This is a genomic window from Candidatus Accumulibacter phosphatis (genome assembly GCF_000024165.1).
Lineage (GTDB): Bacteria > Pseudomonadota > Gammaproteobacteria > Burkholderiales > Rhodocyclaceae > Accumulibacter > Accumulibacter phosphatis.
In genome coordinates, this window is sequence record NC_013194.1 from 1,105,267 (window position 1) to 1,123,817 (window position 18,551).

Annotated in this window: 15 protein-coding genes; 10 read left to right on the top strand and 5 right to left on the bottom strand. The window is 64.0% G+C overall.

The features are described from left to right. Window positions 1-46 precede the first annotated feature (46 nt). Window positions 47-1,273, bottom strand: coding sequence for a methyl-accepting chemotaxis protein (locus tag CAP2UW1_RS04830; protein ID WP_015765536.1), 1,227 nt, complete (start codon window positions 1,271-1,273; stop codon window positions 47-49). 103 nt (window positions 1,274-1,376) lie between these two features. On the opposite strand from CAP2UW1_RS04830, the gene CAP2UW1_RS23530 reads away from it, so the two are divergent. Next, window positions 1,377-3,596 (top strand): IS4 family transposase, encoded by a 2,220-nt coding sequence (locus tag CAP2UW1_RS23530; RefSeq protein ID WP_291911760.1) that lies wholly within the window; start codon window positions 1,377-1,379, stop codon window positions 3,594-3,596. Here the strand turns inward: CAP2UW1_RS23530 and CAP2UW1_RS24350 are convergent. Continuing rightward, entirely contained in the window at window positions 3,523-4,062 is a 540-nt protein-coding gene (locus CAP2UW1_RS24350) for a PAS domain-containing protein (RefSeq protein WP_015765538.1), read from the bottom strand. The genes CAP2UW1_RS23530 and CAP2UW1_RS24350 overlap by 74 nt on opposite strands. Window positions 4,063-4,241: 179 nt before the next feature. On the opposite strand from CAP2UW1_RS24350, the gene metG reads away from it, so the two are divergent. The 9 genes from metG to CAP2UW1_RS04885 all read left to right on the top strand — a co-directional run bounded on the left by metG (window position 4,242) and on the right by CAP2UW1_RS04885 (window position 13,071). After that, entirely contained in the window at window positions 4,242-6,347 is a 2,106-nt protein-coding gene (gene metG, locus CAP2UW1_RS04845) for a methionine--tRNA ligase (protein ID WP_015765539.1), read from the top strand. 5 nt (window positions 6,348-6,352) lie between these two features. Further along, a complete protein-coding gene (locus CAP2UW1_RS04850) occupies window positions 6,353-6,613 on the top strand; it encodes a hypothetical protein (RefSeq protein ID WP_015765540.1) in 261 nt (86 codons plus the stop codon). A 208-nt stretch (window positions 6,614-6,821) separates the two neighbouring features. Then, the gene (locus CAP2UW1_RS04855) at window positions 6,822-7,424 is read left to right on the top strand and encodes a thermostable hemolysin (protein ID WP_015765541.1); all 603 of its coding nucleotides are present in this window, start codon (window positions 6,822-6,824) and stop codon (window positions 7,422-7,424) included. Next, window positions 7,421-8,917, top strand: a complete 1,497-nt coding sequence (locus CAP2UW1_RS04860) for an AMP-binding protein (RefSeq protein ID WP_015765542.1) — start codon at window positions 7,421-7,423, stop codon at window positions 8,915-8,917. Before CAP2UW1_RS04855 ends, CAP2UW1_RS04860 begins: the two co-directional genes overlap by 4 nt. Beyond that, complete coding sequence (locus CAP2UW1_RS04865; protein WP_015765543.1) at window positions 8,904-9,566, top strand: TenA family transcriptional regulator; 663 nt, start codon at window positions 8,904-8,906, stop codon at window positions 9,564-9,566. Before CAP2UW1_RS04860 ends, CAP2UW1_RS04865 begins: the two co-directional genes overlap by 14 nt. After that, window positions 9,557-10,348 (top strand): SDR family oxidoreductase, encoded by a 792-nt coding sequence (locus CAP2UW1_RS04870; RefSeq protein ID WP_015765544.1) that lies wholly within the window; start codon window positions 9,557-9,559, stop codon window positions 10,346-10,348. The genes CAP2UW1_RS04865 and CAP2UW1_RS04870 overlap by 10 nt, the downstream gene beginning before the upstream one ends. A 24-nt stretch (window positions 10,349-10,372) precedes the next feature. Beyond that, window positions 10,373-11,032 carry a tetratricopeptide repeat protein gene (locus tag CAP2UW1_RS04875; RefSeq protein WP_015765545.1) on the top strand — a complete coding sequence of 220 codons (660 nt, stop codon included), beginning with the start codon at window positions 10,373-10,375 and terminating at the stop codon, window positions 11,030-11,032. After that, window positions 11,033-11,695, top strand: coding sequence for a response regulator (locus CAP2UW1_RS04880; protein WP_015765546.1), 663 nt, complete (start codon window positions 11,033-11,035; stop codon window positions 11,693-11,695). After that, window positions 11,695-13,071, top strand: a complete 1,377-nt coding sequence (locus tag CAP2UW1_RS04885) for an ATP-binding protein (protein WP_015765547.1) — start codon at window positions 11,695-11,697, stop codon at window positions 13,069-13,071. The genes CAP2UW1_RS04880 and CAP2UW1_RS04885 overlap by 1 nt, the downstream gene beginning before the upstream one ends. A 655-nt stretch (window positions 13,072-13,726) precedes the next feature. Here CAP2UW1_RS04885 and CAP2UW1_RS04890 read toward each other — a convergent pair. The 3 genes from CAP2UW1_RS04890 to CAP2UW1_RS04900 all read right to left on the bottom strand — a co-directional run bounded on the left by CAP2UW1_RS04890 (window position 13,727) and on the right by CAP2UW1_RS04900 (window position 18,305). Beyond that, window positions 13,727-14,434 carry a PEP-CTERM sorting domain-containing protein gene (locus CAP2UW1_RS04890; RefSeq protein ID WP_015765548.1) on the bottom strand — a complete coding sequence of 236 codons (708 nt, stop codon included), beginning with the start codon at window positions 14,432-14,434 and terminating at the stop codon, window positions 13,727-13,729. A 110-nt stretch (window positions 14,435-14,544) separates the two neighbouring features. Then, entirely contained in the window at window positions 14,545-17,880 is a 3,336-nt protein-coding gene (locus tag CAP2UW1_RS04895) for a beta strand repeat-containing protein (RefSeq protein ID WP_015765549.1), read from the bottom strand. Between the two features lie 50 nt (window positions 17,881-17,930). Next, a complete protein-coding gene (locus CAP2UW1_RS04900; RefSeq protein ID WP_015765550.1) occupies window positions 17,931-18,305 on the bottom strand; it encodes a hypothetical protein in 375 nt (124 codons plus the stop codon). Between the last annotated feature and the right edge of the window lie 246 nt (window positions 18,306-18,551).

An 18,551-nucleotide genomic window follows, 5' to 3' on the forward strand; every position in this document is an offset into this window, starting at 1 on the left:
GTGCGGATCAGCCTGCAGATCACAGGGGGGGGCGTCTGCGGTGTGCTCAGACCGTGAACTGGTTGACCGATTTTTCCATCCGCTCGACGATCGAACTCAGCCGGCTGACCATCACGTCGGTGTGCGCGACCACCGAAACGTTCTGTTCGGTCATCGCTGCTACCTGCTCGACGTTCTGGGCCAGTTGGGTCATCGCTGCCTGTTGTTCGACCGACGCATGCGAGATCTCGTCGACGCGCCGGATCGTGTCGTCCATCTCGTCCTTGATCCTTTGCAACGCTTCCTGTGAGGAATGAACGAGGTTTACGCCTTCGCCAACCTGGGCGGCGCCGGCGCGCATGCCATCGACGGCGAGCTTCGTCTCGCTCTGGATGATGGCGATCATGGCGCTGATCTCCTGAGTTGCCTTGCCGGTGCGCTCGGCGAGCTTGCGCACCTCGTCGGCGACGACAGCAAAGCCGCGTCCCTGCTCGCCGGCACGTGCTGCCTCGATAGCGGCGTTGAGCGCCAGCAGGTTCGTCTGATCGGCGATCTCTTTGATGACGCTGGCAATCTGGCTGATTTCCGCCGAACGTTGGCCCAGGGTTTCGACCTGTTCCGCAGAGACCGTGACCGTTTCCGAGAGTGAAAGAATCGCTTCGCAGGCCTGCCCGGATCGCTCGAAGCCATCGCGTGATACCTTGCCGGTATGATGCGCGACCTCACGCGTCGAGCGCGCGTTCTCCGCCACTTCGCCGATCGACATCGTCACCTCTTCGACCGCCGCTGCCGCGGAGGAGGTCGCGTCGCTCTGCTTGCGCGCCGATTGGTGAACTTGCTGCACGCCGGCTCCGACCTCGTGGGTCGCGCTGCCAACCTGCGCCGCGACGTCGGCCATTCCCTGCACGGTTGCCTGGACGGAGGAAACGAAATTGTCGGTCTTCTGGATTACCGTGCCGATCAGGTCATGGCGTTGAGAATTTACGCGTTGCTTGAGGTTGCCGGTAGTCAGGAGGCCATCGAGCCAGGCACCGAAGGCGTTGAGATCACGAATGACGCGCGGCGCGTAGACGAAAAGAAAGCACAGGCCGTACAAGCCCAGGACGGTCGCGACGACGTCGAGGGCAGTCGCGAGTGCGCCGCTGCCGAGGTTCCCCCCCGCCAAGCGCATCGCGGCGCCGGCAACTGCAGCGATGCCGATCAGGGTGAGCTGGATCGGCAGCGCGAGAACCGCCCGGACCGACGCCGCCCGACGATCGACGACCCGGCCATGTTCGACCTGAAGCTCCCACACACTTGACTCCGTTGGCCGTGAGCGCTAAGCTCTGGGCATGCGTCTCTGTGGCCAAGAATTCTCCATCGACCTTCTGGATCGAATCCGGGAGGCCGTCACGTCGGTGCCGGAGATATCGCGTCGGGCGCTGTCGCGGCGGGTTTGCGAGTGGCTCGATTGGCGTACCACGACGGGCGGTTGGCAGGAAGGCGGCTGCCGCAAAGCGTTGGCACAGCTCGTGCGGCGCCAGGTCATCGAACTTCCGGCCGTCCGGGCCCGATTCACGCCACGCCAGCCGACCACGCTGGAAGTGGAAGACCTCCGCGTCAGTGGGCCGCTGGCAACGCTGGGTGCCGTCGAGTTGGTGGCCGTCGAGGCGGGGAGTCGGGAAGCACAAATCTGGCGCGCGCTGATGGCGCGCGAACACTACCTGGGCGAAAAGCCCCTCTGTGGTGCCCAGTTGCGCTACCTGGTGCGCTGCGAACTCTACGGCTGGCTGGGAGCGCTCGGTTTCACCTCGGCGAGTTGGGCCCTGAAGGAGCGTGACAAAGCGATTGGGTGGGATGATGCGGCGCGTCGGTACAACCTGCGGCAGGTGGTGGCGAATGCCCGCTTCTTGATCCGACCGGGCGTGCAGGTGCCGAATCTTGCCTCACACGTGCTCGGACTCGCGAGCCGGCGACTGCCGGCGGACTGGGAAGCGCGCTACGACGTACGGCCGCTGTTGCTGGAGACCTTCGTCGATCCCACGCGTTTTCCCGGCCACTGCTACCGCGCGGCCAACTGGATGGACGTCGGAACCACCTCTGGGCGCCGTGATGGCGTGGCCAAACAGATCTTCCTGCTGCCATTGGACACGCAGTGGCGCGAGCGATTGTCCGCGAAACCCCACGACGGCCTGCGCACCTCCCCCCGTGCGCCGGCGAGCAACTGGGCGGAAGAAGAATTTGCCACCGTTCGCTGGTACGATGAGCGCCTCAAACGACGGCTGGTGTCCCTTGCGCTCGACTTCTTCCATCGCCCGCAGGCGAATGTCCCCGAAGCCTGCGCTTCGCGCGCCGGCACGATGGCCGCGTATCGCTTTCTCCGTAACCGCCAGGTGAACCTGCAAGCGATTCTGACCCCGCACATCGAAGCGACCATCGAGCGCATTCGAGCGCACCGGATCGTCCTGGTCCCGCAGGATACGACGACGCTCAACTATTCGCATCATCCCGCAACCCAAGGACTGGGCCCGGTCAACACCACGCGCGACCAGGCCGTCGGCTTGATGCTGCACGACACCGTGGCGTTCAGCGTCGAGGGGACACCGCTCGGCGTCCTCGACGCCCAGTGCTGGGCACGCGATCCCGACGAGCACGGCAAGAGCGAGGAACGTAAGCATCTGCCGATCGAGGAAAAGGAGAGCATGAAGTGGCTGAACAGCTTCGCTCGGGTGGCTGAAGTTCAGGCGCTGTGCCCGGAAACCCTGTTGGTGAGCATGGGGGATCGGGAGTCGGATATTCATGATCTGTTTGCGCTGGCCGCGCGCGATCCGGCAGGGCCGAAGTTGCTGGTGCGGGCCGAGCGTACCCGGCAGCGGCGAGTGGAGAACGAAGCCCTGTGGGACTTCATCAGCCGCCAGTCGCCCGCCGGCGAAATCACCCTGCACATTCCCCGGCGGGGCAACCGCCCGAAGCGCACGGTGGTGCTGTCCGTGCGCTTCGCCGAAGTGACGCTGCAGCCGCCGCGCGACAGTCGCCTGCCGGCGGTTGAGCTGTGGGCGGTTCATCTATACGAAGAGAACACCGACGATCCCGAGCCAATCGAGTGGATGTTGCTGACCACCGTGCCGGTTAACACCTTCGACGATGCCGTTGAACGCGCCGAGTGGTACGCCGCGCGCTGGGGGATCGAGGTCTTCCACCGCACCCTGAAGAGCGGCTGTCGGATCAAGGATCGCCAACTCGGCACCGCCACGCGCTTGCAGGCGTGCCTGGGGATCGACATGGTGGTGGCGTGGCGCATCTACCACTTGACGATGCTCGGGCGCGAGGTTCCCGATCATCCATGCACCGTCTTCTTCGAAGAAGTGGAATGGAAGGCCTTGCACTGCTATCACTACCAGACCTCGGTACCCCCCGACGAACCGCCCAGCATGGCTCAAGCGGTGCGCATGCTGGCGAAGATGGGCGGCCACCTCGGACGTCGCGGCGACGCTCCGCCCGGTACCCAGGTGCTCTGGCGCGGTCTGCAGCATCTCGACGTGGCCGTCCAGATGTACAACATCTTCACCCTCTCACCTGCGCCTCGAATCTGGCGCTCCTACCCCGAAGGCTATCCGTCGCACCCCCAGGCGCCTTGAGTGGCAGCGGAGTCAAGTGAGGGCAAAGGCCAGCATGTTCGACGCGGGTGCTCTTGTCACCCTCCCGGATTTGCTTGTACGCGGCATCGGCGGTATTGATCTCTGTGCGGCTCGGCCGACTGCGCACCGACTGGTAGCCGACGACCTGGCCACCTTCGCGCACCGGCGAGACGTTGGCAACGACCCAATAGAAGCCGCCGTCCTTGCGACGATTCTTGACCAGGCCGCACCAGGGGCGACCGGCCTTCAGATCGCGCCACATGTCGGCGAACGCCTCCTCGGGCATGTCCGGATGGCGAACCAGATTGTGCGGCTGCCCGATCATTTCCTCACGCGTGAAGCCGCTGACCTTGGCGAAGGCCTCGTTGGCTTCGACGATGACTCCTTTCGCATCCGTGCGCGAATAGATGAACTCGTTGTCAGGCAGGATCGTTTCGAGATTGGTTACCGGCAGGTTCTTCCGCATTTTCTTGCACTCCGCTTGTGGTCTGGCCAGAATCATAGCTAATCGCCGGTATTTAGGCGACACTTCTTGGCGGACGGGGCCGGGAATCAGACACCACCGGCAATGCTTGCGGGGCCAATCGCGCTCAGCCTTGCTGCGCTTTGGTAGAATGGCTTTTTGTCCCGGTTGCGCCAAGCCCAATGACACGCAAGATTCTCGTCACTTCCGCCCTGCCGTATGCCAACGGCGCAATCCACCTTGGTCATCTGGTCGAGTACATTCAGACCGACATCTGGGTACGCTTCCAGAAGATGCGCGGCCACGAGTGCTGGTACGTGTGTGCCGACGACACGCACGGCACACCCATCATGCTGCGTGCAGAGGCCGAGGGAATCACTCCCGAGACGCTGATCGAACGTGTGCAGGGCGAGCATGCCCGCGATTTTTCCGGCTTCCATATCGGTTTCGACAACTACTACACGACCCATTCCGACGAGACTCGCCGCTGTGCCAACGAGATCTACGCCCGGTTGCAGGCGGCCGGTCTGATCGAAACGCGCGTCATCGAGCAGTACTACGACCCGCTCAAGCAGATGTTCCTGCCCGACCGTTTCATCAAGGGGGAATGCCCGAAGTGCGGTGCGCACGACCAGTACGGTGACAACTGCGAAAGCTGCGGCGCTGCCTATACCGCGAACGACCTGAAGAACCCGTATTCGGCGGTTTCCGGCGCCAGACCGGAACTGCGGCAGTCCGAGCACTATTTCTTCAAGCTCTCCGACCCGCGCTGCCAGACCTTTCTGCGCCGCTGGACGCAGGCAGAAGGCCGCCTGCAGAGCGAAGCGGCCAACAAACTCCAGGAGTGGCTGGGAGCCGAGGGCGAGAATCATCTGACCGACTGGGACATCTCGCGCGACGCACCTTACTTCGGCTTCGAAATCCCCGGCGCGCCCGGCAAGTACTTCTACGTCTGGCTGGACGCGCCGATCGGCTACATGGGGGCGTTCCGCAATCTCTGCGACCGGCAAGGTCTCGACTTCGACGAGTACTGGCGGCCGGGTTCGGCAACCGAGCTCTATCACTTCATCGGCAAGGACATCCTTTATTTCCACGCCCTGTTCTGGCCGGCAGAACTCGAGCACGCCGGGTATCGCACGCCGAGCAAGGTCTTTGCGCATGGCTTCCTGACCGTTGACGGCGCCAAGATGTCCAAGTCACGCGGCACTTTCATCACCGCCGAAAGCTATCTCGCGCAGGGCCTGGACCCGGAATGGCTGCGCTACTACTACGCGGCGAAGCTGTCGAGTTCGATGGAGGATATCGACCTCAATCTCGATGATTTCATTGCCCGCGTCAACTCGGACATGGTCGGTAAGTTCGTGAACATCGCCAGCCGCTCGGCTGGCTTCGTCGTCAAGCATTTTGCCGGCCAGCTGTGCACCTGTGACGAAAGCCTGCCGGCGATCCAGGCCATCCGTGACCGGCGCGCGCTGATCGCGGACCATTATGAAGCGCGCGACTTCGGCAAGGCCATTCGCGAAATCATGGCCCTCACCGACCTCGCCAATCAGTATGTCGACAGCGTCAAGCCCTGGGAACTCGCCCGCCAGGCTGGGCGCGAGAGCGAACTCCAGGCCGCCTGCAGCAATGCGCTCAACCTCTTTCGCCTGTTCGCCATTCTGCTCAAACCGGTCCTGCCGGCCCTCAGTGCCAGGGCCGAGGCATTTCTCAACGTCGCCCCGTTTGTCTGGGAGGACTCGGCTACCGTTCTCGCCGCCGGGCATGCGATCAATGCCTACCGGCACCTGATGACGCGCGTGGACAGGAAGCTCGTCGAGGCGCTGGTCGAAGCCAATCGCGAATCGCGCGCGCCACTCCCGCAGGCCGCGCCGCAAAAACACGCCGAGCAGCAGGAGAAGGCGGCCGTCGTCGCCGTCGCGCAGGCTGCCGTGGCAACCGCCGCCGGACCACACGTCAGTCTCGACGACTTCATGCGGATCGACCTGCGCATAGCCCGCATCAGCGAGGCGGCGCACGTCGATGGCGCCGACAAGCTGGTTCGCCTGCTGCTCGACATCGGCCCGCTCGGCAGCCGGCAGGTCTTTGCCGGGATCAAGGCGGCCTACGATCCGGCGGCGCTCGTTGGCCGGCTGACGGTGATGGTCGCCAACCTCGCCCCGCGCAAGATGAAATTCGGCATGTCCGAGGGAATGGTTTTGGCTGCCTCGGATCCCGACGGTCAAGCGCCGGGGATTTTCCTGCTCGCGCCGGACGCCGGGGCCGCACCCGGCATGCGCGTCAAGTAGGCGGTATGCAGGCACGCCAACGCTCGCGGGTTACGCCGCGTGTGCTGTTGTTTGCGCTGCTCGATGTCGTCGGCATGCTGATCCTGGCGAGCGGTGCGTTGTGGTTGGCCCGGGGCGAGACGCTGTTCATTCCCGACTTCCCGACCAGTACGCCAACGGCGGTGATTACCGTCGCTGCCGGCGTTGCCCTGATGGTCTGGGCAGTCGCCGGAATTCTGCGCGAGTTGATCGGGCGTCCGGCGGAGCCCGACGCAGACCGTCCCTGACCTCGCGGCGGGATGCAGCGGAGCCACGCTCTTCCCACTTCGCCAGGCAATATTGTCAATGGCGGTCGCGCGCCAAGCCCCAATCGGGTGCACAGCCCTTGCCGGCACCAGCAAGGCGTCTGCCATGATGTTCCCGCGATTCGCCCCATTAAGAGGACTTTAAGGATCAGCTCGCAAACTGGTGGCAATTCTTCACCAGGGATCTGCCATGCAGACCGCAAGACGCGACGTGTTCGACAGCCGTTCCAGCCCAGTCCTCGTCACCCACAGTGTCGTCGGTTCACCGCGGCGCAAGGAAACCGAGTCCTTCATCCGGACGGTCTTCGCGCGGCACCACGGCGCCGACGTATCGTCGTTTGCCCCCAACCTGCTGCTCCTCGAACAGCATGACCGGACAGTCGCCGCCACCGGTTGGCGTGCTGCGGCGAGTGACGCGCTGTTTCTCGAGCGTTATCTCGACCAGCCGGTCGAGCAGGCCATGGCTGAACTCGCCAACCAGCGCGTGCGCCGTGAGCGTATCGTCGAAGTCGGGAATCTGGCTGCCGAGAAGCCTGGCGGGACGGCTCAAGTGGTGCTCGCTCTCGCCGTTCACCTCGACCGCCTGGGCTATGAGTGGGTCGTGTTCACCGCCACCCGCGAACTGATCGGCATTCTTGGCCGCCTGGGGCTGCCCTTGCTGGCGCTGGCCTCGGCCGACCCCGCCCGCCTCGGTGACGATGCCGCCGCCTGGGGCCACTATTACGACACGCAGCCGATCGTCGTCGCTGGTCGCATCCGCATGGCTCTCGAGCGGATCGGCCGGCGCCCATGAGCGGCGATCTGCTGTTTGCCGCACTGGCCGCCAGAGCGCCGGACGAGGTCGTCCTGCAGGGAACGACGCAGACCTGGCGTACCGCGGAGCTGCTGTCGGCGATCGAGCTGCTGGCCAGCCGGCTGGCCAGCAGTCGCGTTCTTGCCGTGCTGGCTGACAATGGCCCGGCGTGGGTGATCGCCGATCTCGCCGCCCTGCGCGCGGGAATCGTGCATCTGCCGTTACCCGATTTCTTCAGCCAGGCGCAGCTCGCGCACGCGCTCGAGCAAAGCGGCGCCGACACGCTCCTCACCGACCAGCCGGCACGCATAGCCAAGCTGGATCTGGGGTTCGCGATCGGCGGCAAGTGGCATGGCCTTGTCTGGATGCAGCGCTCGGCCGTGAGCGTGTCGCTGCCCACGGCCACTGCCAAGGTGTCGTTCACCTCGGGCAGCACCGGTACCCCCAAGGGGGCATGCCTGAGCGCCGCCGGCCTGCTCGATACCGCCCGTGCCGTTGCCAGTCGCCTGGCCGACCTGCCGATCCGCAGGCATCTGGCGGTCCTGCCTCTGCCCTTGCTGCTCGAGAACAGCGCCGGAGTCTACGCGCCACTGTTGCGCGGTGCCGAAGTCTGCCTGCCTGATCTGCAGCGCCTGGGATGGCGGGGCATGGCCGGTTTCGACCCGGCCGCGCTACAGCGCGAAGTCGACGCGGCGCGTCCGGACAGCCTGATCCTCGTGCCCGAACTGCTCAAGGCATGGAGCCTGTTCCTGACGGCGGCTGGGCAACGCGCGCCAGCGGCACTGCGCTACCTCGCCGTCGGCGGCGCCCGCGTCTCCCCGGCTCTGCTGAGCGAGGCGCGGGCGCTCGGCTTGCCCGCTTACCAGGGCTATGGATTGACCGAGTGTGGCTCGGTGGTCAGCATCAACCGCCCCGGTGACGACGGCAACGATGTCGGACGCCCCCTCGACCACGTCGGCGTGCGTATCGTCGACGGTGAAGTTCGCGTCGCTGCGCGCGCATTCCTCGGCTACGTCGGCGAGCCGCCGATCGAGACCGCCGGGACGCTCGTGCCGGCGCGCGAGTTCGCCACTGGCGACCTGGGCTGCTTCGACGCCGACGGTCATCTGCATCTGTCGGGTCGGTGCAGGAATCTGTTGATCACGTCCTACGGCCGCAACATCGCCCCCGAATGGGTCGAGTCGGTCCTCCTGGCGCAGCCAGCCATCGCCCAGGCGGTTGTCGCCGGCGACGGCAAGCCCTGGCTCAGCGCCGTGCTCGTCGGATCGCCCGGCGTCGACGCTGCCGGCCTGGCTGCTGCCGTCCAGCGGGCCAATGCTGCGCTGCCCGACTACGCGCGTGTCGCGCGCTGGATCGCAGCCGCACCGTTCGGCGCAGCGAACGCTCTGGCCACCGGCAACGGGCGACCAATTCGCAGCGCCATCTTCACTCAGTATGCTGCCGAACTGGCGGCACTCTATCTTGATCAGGAAGCCACCAATGTCGTTTTATGAACAACTGATCGCTGCCACAGCCGCCGAGCGCGCGCATCTGCTGGCGGCACCGGTCATCGCCGACTGCCTGCAGGGACGCGTCAGCAGGGCCAGCTACCTGGCCTTCCTGGGGCAGGCGTATCACCACGTTCGCCATACGACGCCTTTGCTGATGACCCTCGGCGGCCGCCTGCCCGAACGTCTGGCATGGCTGCGGCGAGCGGTCGCAGACTACATCGACGAGGAGATCGGCCACGAGGAATGGATCCTCAACGACATCGCCGCCGCCGGCGGCGATGCGGCGGCCGTGCGCAACAGCCAGCCGGAATTGCCGGCCGAAGTCATGGTCGCCTACGCCTACGACCTGCTCAACCGCGGCAATCCAGCGGCGTTCTTCGGTATGGTTTTCGTTCTCGAAGGCACCAGCATCGCCCTGGCCCTGCAGGCGGCCGATCGCATCCAGGAGGCGCTGGCACTGCCGAATGCGGCTTTTTCGTACCTGCGCTCGCACGGTACGCTGGACCAGGAGCACACCCGGCATCTGGCCGATCTGCTCGCGCGCATGGTGCCCGACGATCAGGCCGATGTGCTGCGCAGCGCGCGCGTTTTCTACAAACTCTATGGCGATGTCTTCCGGGCACTGCCGCGCGAGGAACCATCATGGACTTGAAGAATGCCCGCATTCTCCTGACCGGCGCCAGTGGTGGCCTTGGCCAGGAACTGGCTCGCCAGCTGAACGACGCCGGCGCCGCACTGCTGCTCGCCGGGCGCGATCAGGGCCGCCTGGCCGCCCTCTCGACGTCGCTGGGAACTGGCGTCGCCAGTGTCTGCGCCGATCTCGGGCGGCCGGCGGGAGTCGTCGCCCTGGCGGGTGCCGCGCGCGAGTTCGGCATCAATGTCCTCATCAACAATGCCGGTGTCGGCGCTTTCGGCCTGTTCGAGAATCAGGATTGGCCGACGATCGAGGGGGTCCTCGCCACCAACCTGGAAGCGCCGGTTCGTCTGACGCACGCGCTGCTGCCATGGTTGAAGGCACAGCCGCAAGCGGCGATCGTGAACATTGGTTCGACCTTCGGCAGCCTGCCGTTTCCCGGCTTCGTCGCCTACTCGGCGGCCAAGGCCGGGCTGCGCGGGTTTTCCCAGGCCTTGCGTCGTGAACTTGCCGATTCGCTGGTGTCGGTCGTCCACATCGCGCCGCGCGCCATCGATACGCCGCTCAACAGCGACCCCGTCAAGGCGTTGAACCGGGCGCTGAAGAACCACAGCGACAGCGCCGAAGACGTCGCTCGGCAGATCGTGCGCGCCCTGCGTCGTGGCGACGGCGAGAGTCATTTCGGATTTCCGGAGCGCCTCTTCGCCTGGATCAACGGTTTCGCCCCCGCGCTCATCGACCGCGGCCTGGCTGGCAAGCTGGCGATCATCAAACAGCACTCTTCCTCCTCCTCCTCTTGATCTCCTGTGAAAGGACTTCCGCCAATGAACATCATCGTCCGCCAGGCAGGCGCATTTCTTGCCCTGCCACTGTTTCTTGCCTGCACTACCCTGGCCGCTGCCGCAACGCCCGAAGAACTGATCCGGCCGATTCAGGAACAGTGGGCGGAGATCAAGTATCGCCAGCCGGAAAAGCAGCAGGCCGAAAGCTATCGCCTGCTGGCCGCCCAGGCGAAGAAGATCGTCGAAGCCAATCCGAAAATGCCCGAGCCGCTGATCTGGGAAGGCATCGTCGTGTCGAGCGAGGCCGGTGCCAAGGGCGGCCTCGGGGCGCTGTCGCTGGCCAAGGAAGCGCGCCAGCTTCTGGACGAGGCTCTGAAGCTGAACGACAAGGCCCTCAACGGTTCGGCGTACACCAGTCTGGCGACGCTGTATGCCAAGGTGCCGGGCTGGCCGGTCGGCTTTGGCGACAAGGAGCGTGCCGAGGAGTACTTCAAGAAGGCGCTCGCGATCAACCCGGACGGTATTGACCCGAACTTCTTTTACGGTGAGTATCTGGCCGATCGGGGCCGCACTGGCGAGGCGCTCACCTATCTGGAAAAGGCGCTCAAGGCGCCGCCGCGGCCGGGCCGCGAAGTGGCCGATAGCGGCCGCCGCCAGGAGATCCAGGCCCTGTTGGCCAAAGTCAGGAAGGAAGGCAAGTAAGTGCGGATTTTGCTGGTTGAAGACGATTCCTTGCTCGGGGACGGCATCCGTGCTGGTCTGAAGCTGGCAGACTACGCGGTCGACTGGGTGCGCGACGGCGAGGCGGCGCGCCTGGCTTTGCTCGACCACGCCTATCAGGCTTGCGTTCTCGATCTCGGCCTGCCCAAGCGCGACGGCCTGTCGGTCCTCAAGGACTTGCGCGCGCGCGGCAATCACCTGCCGGTGCTCATCCTCACGGCACGCGACAGCAGCGCCGACAAGATCGCTGGGCTCGACGCCGGCGCCGACGATTACCTCACCAAGCCTTTCGATCTGCCCGAACTGCAGGCGCGCTTGCGGGCGCTGATTCGCCGCGCCGGCGGCGCCGCGACACCGACGCTCGAGCACGCCGGCGTCGTTCTCGAACCGGCAAGCAAGCGGGTGCTGCGGGATGGCCAGCCGATCGCCCTGTCGGCGCGCGAGTACGCCCTGCTGCATGATCTGCTGAGCCACAAGACGCACATCCGGACGCGCAGCCAACTCGAGGAGAGTCTCTACGCCTGGGGCGAGGAAACCGGCAGCAATACCGTCGAAGTGTACGTCCACCACCTGCGCAAGAAACTCGGGACCGACTTCATCCGCACCGTTCGCGGTCTCGGTTACCAGTTGGGTGACGCCGGCTGATGCCGAAATCGCTGCAGTGCGCGCAGGTCCGGTCATTGCGCTGGCGCCTGCTGCGCACCGTCTGCATCGCCGCGCTGCTGGGCCTGGCACTGAGCGGCGCGCTGAGTTACCAGCAGGCACAGCACGAGGCAGAAGAACTGATGGACGGGCATCTGGCGCAATCGGCCCGACTCCTGCTGGCGCTCGTGCGCGACAACGAGAGTCACCTGGCGGATCTCGCCGCGCGTCTGGCAACCGTACGCAGCGATCAGGCAAATCTCTACGAACCGCCGCTCGAGTTCCAGATCGGGCGCGCCGACGGGTCGCTGCTGCTGCGCTCGGAGCATGCGCCGGGCATCCCCTTGTCGGCCGCGACGGGCTATTCGGTCATCGAACACGACGGCCATCCCTGGCGGATGCTGAACATGCAGGCCGCGTCCGGCGACTACCGGGTGCAGGTGGGACAGTCGATCACCCTGCGCGACCGCGCCGCGCTCGAGGTTGCCGGTCAGTCGGTGTTGCCGATTGCAGCGATTTCCCCTCTGCTTCTGCTGCTGATCTATTACTCGGTCCGTAGCGGCCTGAAACCGCTTGATGACCTGGCCGCCGATGTCGCTTCACGGTCGCCGGAGAACCTGGGCCCACTCGCCAATCGCGCGGCGCCGAGCGAAGCCCAGCCGCTCGTGGCCGCCCTCAACCGGCTGCTCTTCAGGCTGCGCGACACGCTGGAGAGCGAGCGCCGTTTCACTGCCGACGCGGCGCACGAACTGCGCACGCCACTGGCCATCGTCAAGATCCAGGCACAGGTCGCCCAACTCAGCCCCGACGCCAACGACCGCCAGCACGCACTGAGGCAGATCGTCGCTGGTGCCGACCGCGCGACGCGCGTACTCGAGCAACTGCTGCGTCTGGCGCGGCTCGATCCGCTTGCGCGACTGCCCAACCCGGTCGAGGTCGACCTGGCCGAACTGGCTCGGCAAGGCTTGGCCGACTTCCTGCAAAGCGTCGACGCCAGGGACATCCGGCTACAGACGGCCGGCTCGCCCTTGCTGGTCCGCGGCGACGCGGAACTGCTGCAGATCGTGCTGCGCAATCTCCTCGACAACGCCCTGCGCTACACGCCTGCGGACAGCAGGATCCACGTCTTCGCCCGTCGGCAAGGCGGCGAGTTGTCGCTCGGCGTCGCCGACGATGGCCCGGGCGTGCCGCCGACCGAGTTGCCGCGGCTCGTCGAACGCTTCTATCGCGGTCGCGAGGCGAACGCTGAAGGCAGTGGCCTCGGTCTGGCAATCGTCCAACGGATCGCCGAATTGCACGACGCACGCTTCGAAGTGGAGAATCTGGCGGCCGGCGGTTTCACTGCGCGCTTGCGCTGGTGCAGGTCGCCGACGGCCTAGCCAGTTTACGCGGCAAGACTTGCCCATGGTTTCGTGATCGAGTGCTGTATTGGGTCCGGAAGACACGGCCCCGGAGATCGCAATGCCCAACTTGACCATCACCACAGATGAATCGACCCTGCGATGCGCGCGGATCGAAGCTGCGAGGAGCAAGACCAGCGTTTCAAAGCTGGTGGAGAAACCCTCGCGCGTGCCAGCCAGCAGAAGGACTGTACGCCGCCGCCATGCAGGACTTCTTGTCGCGCGGCCCTTCCCCTGAATCTGCGGTTCGTGAAGATGGCCGATCTGGCCCACACGTGAGGATCTGCACGGACGTCTGGCGAGCCAGTGAGCGGGTCTTTGTCGATACGAACGTTATCGCCCACGCGCGTGATGGCAGGGAGGATGGCCTGGTGGTTGATGCCCAGTTGACCACCGTCAAATCCGTTTGCGGTGGCTGCGCTGCCGGCCGAGTGAAGCGTGTCAGGCTGGGGGCTGTACTCGAGTAGGGCGAGCAGAAAGAGGGTTGTGAACAGGACGCGCGGTCGGCTTGCACTACTAAGTATGCCGGGCAAGTCGATGCGGCGTCTTTCCTCGCTGCCGGCGTGGCGATCGCTTGTTGTCCTTGCTCGTGAGCAGATGCCCCGCCGTGGGGCGTCTGCTCACGAGTCAGTGCTCAGCAGCGTCGACGCGCCAAACGCAGGCCGGCGAAGCCGAGGCCCAGCAGGGCCAGCGCGGTCGGCTCCGGCACAGTCGTCGTTGGGCCGGCGGGTGCGTTCAGGACAAACCTCTCGGGCGTTCCCTCGAACGTTGTCCAGTTTGCAGCATCAGTGCTTGTCGCGTAATTGAAGATGTCAAAGAATGCAAACCCTCTATCGTCCGATGATTTGAACAGATACTCGATGGACTGGAACAAGCCGATACCCGGCACGAAGTCGTTGGACAAGCTGTACACCTGTTGAGACGCCGAGAACTTGGTAGGGCCACCGTCCTTCTCCACCTTCCCGTCGACCTCGCCATACGAGTAAACGTAGGCTGAATTCCCGTCGGGCACAACGAACTCGCGTGTCACCGTATGACCATTGACTGTTGCCGAAAAGCTGGCAGCTGAAGTGCCCCCTGGGTCCGACGAGAAGCCGTAGGAATGGCTGACTGTCGAATTCGATCCTTGGTTGGCATTTGCGGTTGGGTCGGCGAGGCGCGTTGTCAGGCTGTAGTCAAGCCCAACCAAACTCCCGTCAGCCGGACCGAACAGTCCCAGTCCGTCAACCCCCGTAAAGATCTTGCCGCTAGTCGTGAACGTCCACGGTGTCGCCTGGGCCGGCCCGATGCCGACGAGCCCCAGCGCGAGGGTGGCAGTTGACAAGAAGGTGCCGATTTTCATTGTGTTGCCTTTCGGAATTGAAATGCAGCTGGACGGCGCTGCCCCGGTATTGCTTTGCTCTTGCCTTGGCCATTGCTCCTGCTTCTTCTCGTGGCGGGTGTCTGACTTGGTCAGTGGCGTCTGCGCGTCAGGCGTAGCCCGGCAAGGCTCAGCCCCAGCAGGGCGAGGGTGGTGGGCTCAGGAACGCCGGCGGGTGGGGGCGGGGGCGGTGGTGCGCCAAAGGCTCTCAAGGAGCCGCCGCCAGCCAGCGTGTAGCTTGCACCCCGCAGATAGGCGTTGCGGGCGTCGCCGTAGTCGTAGTAGATGTCGATGCCGTCGCCGAAGAGGTGGCTCAGCAGGCCGAGATCGTTGCCTTCGAGGAGGAAGGCGTCGACGTACAAAGCCGTTCCGCTGTTGTCGGTATTGCCGTCGCCCAGGTGAAGGATGTCACCGGCGCCGAGGAACAGGGTGTCCCAAGCGAAGTTATCGGCGAAGCCGGCTGCACCACGGTCCTCACTGGCCAGCAGGAAGGTGTGGTCGCCGCCACCGGTGAAGGCGAGATAGGCATCCCGCGTATTCCACAGGGCGCCCTGTTTGCTGTGGTTCGCGAAGTCGCCGCCGATAAACCACCGGTCACCCGCTCCGCCGACCAGGTACCCCGTCTCTCCCACCACGAGTTTGAAGACGTGCGTGTCGGAGGGGTCGCTCACATAGGCACCGTGGTTGGTCAGGGTGCCGGTGAAGGTGGCAGTGGTGTCGGTGAGTTTCCAGGTGCCGTGGTTCACCACCTCGCCGTTGAAGACCGAACCGCCGGCGTTGTGCAGATGGACGTTGCCACTCGCCTGATTGACCACATTGCCGTTAAAGGTGAAGCTGCCACCACCGCCAATGTCCACCGTGCCCTGGTTATCGAGGTTTGTCGTCAGGCTGCGAGCTCCTGTGGCTACGACGCTCAATGCGCCTCGATTGTCGATGCTCGCGGTGTTCAGCGAACCGCCGGCGAGATGGAGTGTGCCCTGGTTGACGACGCTGCCCGCGTTGAGCGTGCCGCCGTCGAGGCGATACGTTCCAGCGCTGCCGATCGCCACCTGCGAGGTCGTGTGTGTGCCGCCTGACTGGTTGAAGGTGCCGGTACCACCATAGCCGCCAACGCCGCTGGTGCCCGAGACGTTAAGAACAGCGGGGCCGGAAAGGTTGTAGGTGCCGTTGCCCCTATAGCCCACAAGCAACACATTCAGGGCATTATGGGTTCCGCCAGTCTGATTGAATACGCCAGTTGTTCCGGTGCTGAATCCGACAACTGCCTCCCAAGCGGTATTCAGCGTGCCGCCATTGAGATCATATTTCCCCTGGCCTCCACTTCCGTCACCAACGAACATCCAGCCGGCGTTGACGGTACCTCCGTTCTGGACGAAGGCCCCTGTGCCGCCATCGCCAAGAGACAAGGTCAACCCAAGACCGGTCGCGTCCAACATACCACCGTGCAAAATGTAACGCCCAGTTCCACCGCTCGATCCGACAGCCAGCGTTCCGGTTTGGTGATGACCGCCATTCTGGACGAAGGAGGACTCCGGGGCTGGGCCAAAATAGCCCACCTTAGTCCGCTCCGTAAGTAGCGAACCACTGGCCGACAGGTCGAAGGATCCACCGAGATAAATCACTGCTTCGCTGGCTCGCACCACACCGGTTCCCGAGAGCCGGTAGTTTGCACCCGCTCCCGAGACAAGAAGACTTCCGGAGACACCATCGTCCAAATCATTGACCGTCACAGTTCCACCGCTGTGATCCATCGTCGAATACTTGCCAAAAACGGCTAGCGACTGGGTACTCAGCGTCCCACCTGACATCGCGTAGTTACTCTTGCCGGTACTGCCGTTGATCCCGACACTATCGGCCTCGACGTTTCCCCCTGTTTGCTCGAACCTGGCCTCGGCGCTACTGACACCATTCCCGACTGACAACCAGTATGATTGAAGCATCCCTCCTGACAGCGAATAGCTCGCCTGTTTGCCCGCCTCAGCCTCATGGTAAAGGACCTGTAGGTAGTCCGTACGCACAGTACCGCCGGTTTGTTTGAATGAGCCATCCCCCCTCTCTCCGACAGTCAGGTAGTTCGCGTTCAGTTGGCCACCACTTAGCTCGGCCCGGCCGGTACCCGTCGTCCAGGTTCCGAGTTTGAACTCCGTCACCGTAGCCGTGCCTCCGGACTGATTGAAGACGCCAGTGCCTTCTTCGCCGACTTTGACTTGAGCGGCCGTCAAGCTACCTGTGCTCAACAAATTGTAAGTCCCAACGTTACCCGAAAACGAGCCCAAGCCGAGTATGCCGGTCTCATGCATTCCGCCGCGGTGGTTCATCATCCCAGTCGTCGCGCCGTAATAGTTGTTGGCGATGGCGGTGAGGTCCGTCTTGAGAACACCGCCGCTTAGGTCATAGGTCGCGGCCACGGTGTCTTTATCCCCGATCGTCAAATGGGGAGTGTTATGCGTTCCGCCGCTTTGCTGAAACAGGGCGGCGCCGCCGTAGCCGCTGACGTCCGTTGAGCTAGTGCTAGTGAAGACACCACCGAGCAATGTGTAGCTACCCCGGTTGATATGAGTCTGCTCATTGGTTACCACACCTCCGTTCTGGGTAAAGGTGCCGTCGCCAAAGTTTCCGACTTGTATCGATCGGGTGACTATCAACGAACCGCCCGTTACGCTCACCGTGCCGGTGCCTCCAGTCCAATTCCCGAGCAAGAGGTCTTTTCCTATGGTTGCGCTACCGCCCGATTGGTTAAAGCTGCCATGGCCCCACGCGCCAACCCATGTATCCCGACCGACGCTCAAGGTGCCGGTGCCGCTGAGGTCGTAAGTGCCGGTCTGATTCTCTAACGTTCCGAGAATCAGATCGCGGCCGACGGTGTGTGTGCCACCGCTATTGGCGATCGTGCCCGAAGCCGCGAAGCCAGCCGTGGATACGAGATTGGGGCCGAGAACGGTGTCTCGCCCGACGGTGAGAGTGCCACCGTTCAACTGGTAATACCCGGCGGTTCCTGCGGAGACCCCCAGGTGCAGATCATTCGCAATGGTATTGGTGCCAGCCGCCTGGATATGAGTCCCCACGCCGGAACCCCGATCCCCGCCGCAGAGAGAAACCAGGCAGTACGTGCCTATCGCCTCGTTGAACGACCGAAGGTCGGTCGGGAACGGTTGAAAAAGGATATGATCGCTGCCGATATTCAAGCCTACTAGCGCAACCCCAGGCGTGATTTCGTCATGGACCACAACTGGGTCAGCGCCCGGAAAGAGAAGCGCCGCCGTGTCGCCCGTAGTGGGCCTCCCGTCAGTCCAAGCACCGGAAGTCCAGGTCGGGGTCGGGCCACCCAACCAATAGGTCGTGACGGCGCTGGCCGGTTGGATATAGGCGGCCAACAGGGCGGCGGCCACGGCGTTGAGCGCGAAGGCCCGGGGGCGTTTGGGTTTCAATCAGATCTCCTTGGCTGTGATGGCGTTAATGGTAAGCAGAGGGGTGGGCGCTATTGCAGGGGTTTACCCATCGACTGGGCGATCATCTTGGCGACCTGCGAATCCTTTGTCACAGGCTCGATGGCAACGATATGCCGGTCGTTGAGGTACATCAGATTGGGAGCATGCCATTCGGATCCGCGCCGCAGCAGGACATTCCTGACCTCCTTGGTCTCCGGGTCGGTCTGGCGCTGGATGTAATGGACGTCGCGCAGCAGCGGATAAGTGCCGCCTGCTCCTTCCAGCTTGCCGTAGAAGATCTGGCCATTGTCGAGGAAGACGGCCTGATACTCGGTTTCGATGCGGACTTTCGGCGTGTTGACGTCGCAGCCAGGGACAGCCAGACAAACGCCGGCGAGCAAGCAGATGAATTTCAGGTTTCGCAAGGGGGAGCTCCGTTTTCTTACTATTATTGATGGGCCGTGCGATTCGGCAACTTTCCGGAAGCAATAATCCGGCCAGAAGTTGGGCGTTGCCAAATATGTCTTTTAAATTAGTGGCGCAATGGCGAGTGTCGGGTTGGCGAGTGTCGGGTTGGCGAGTGTCGGGTTGGCGAGTGTAAAAAATTCCGACACTCTGGGCGACTTGGCTGGCCCCCCAGGAAAGGAGTGTGCTGGTTGTGGTGGAACATT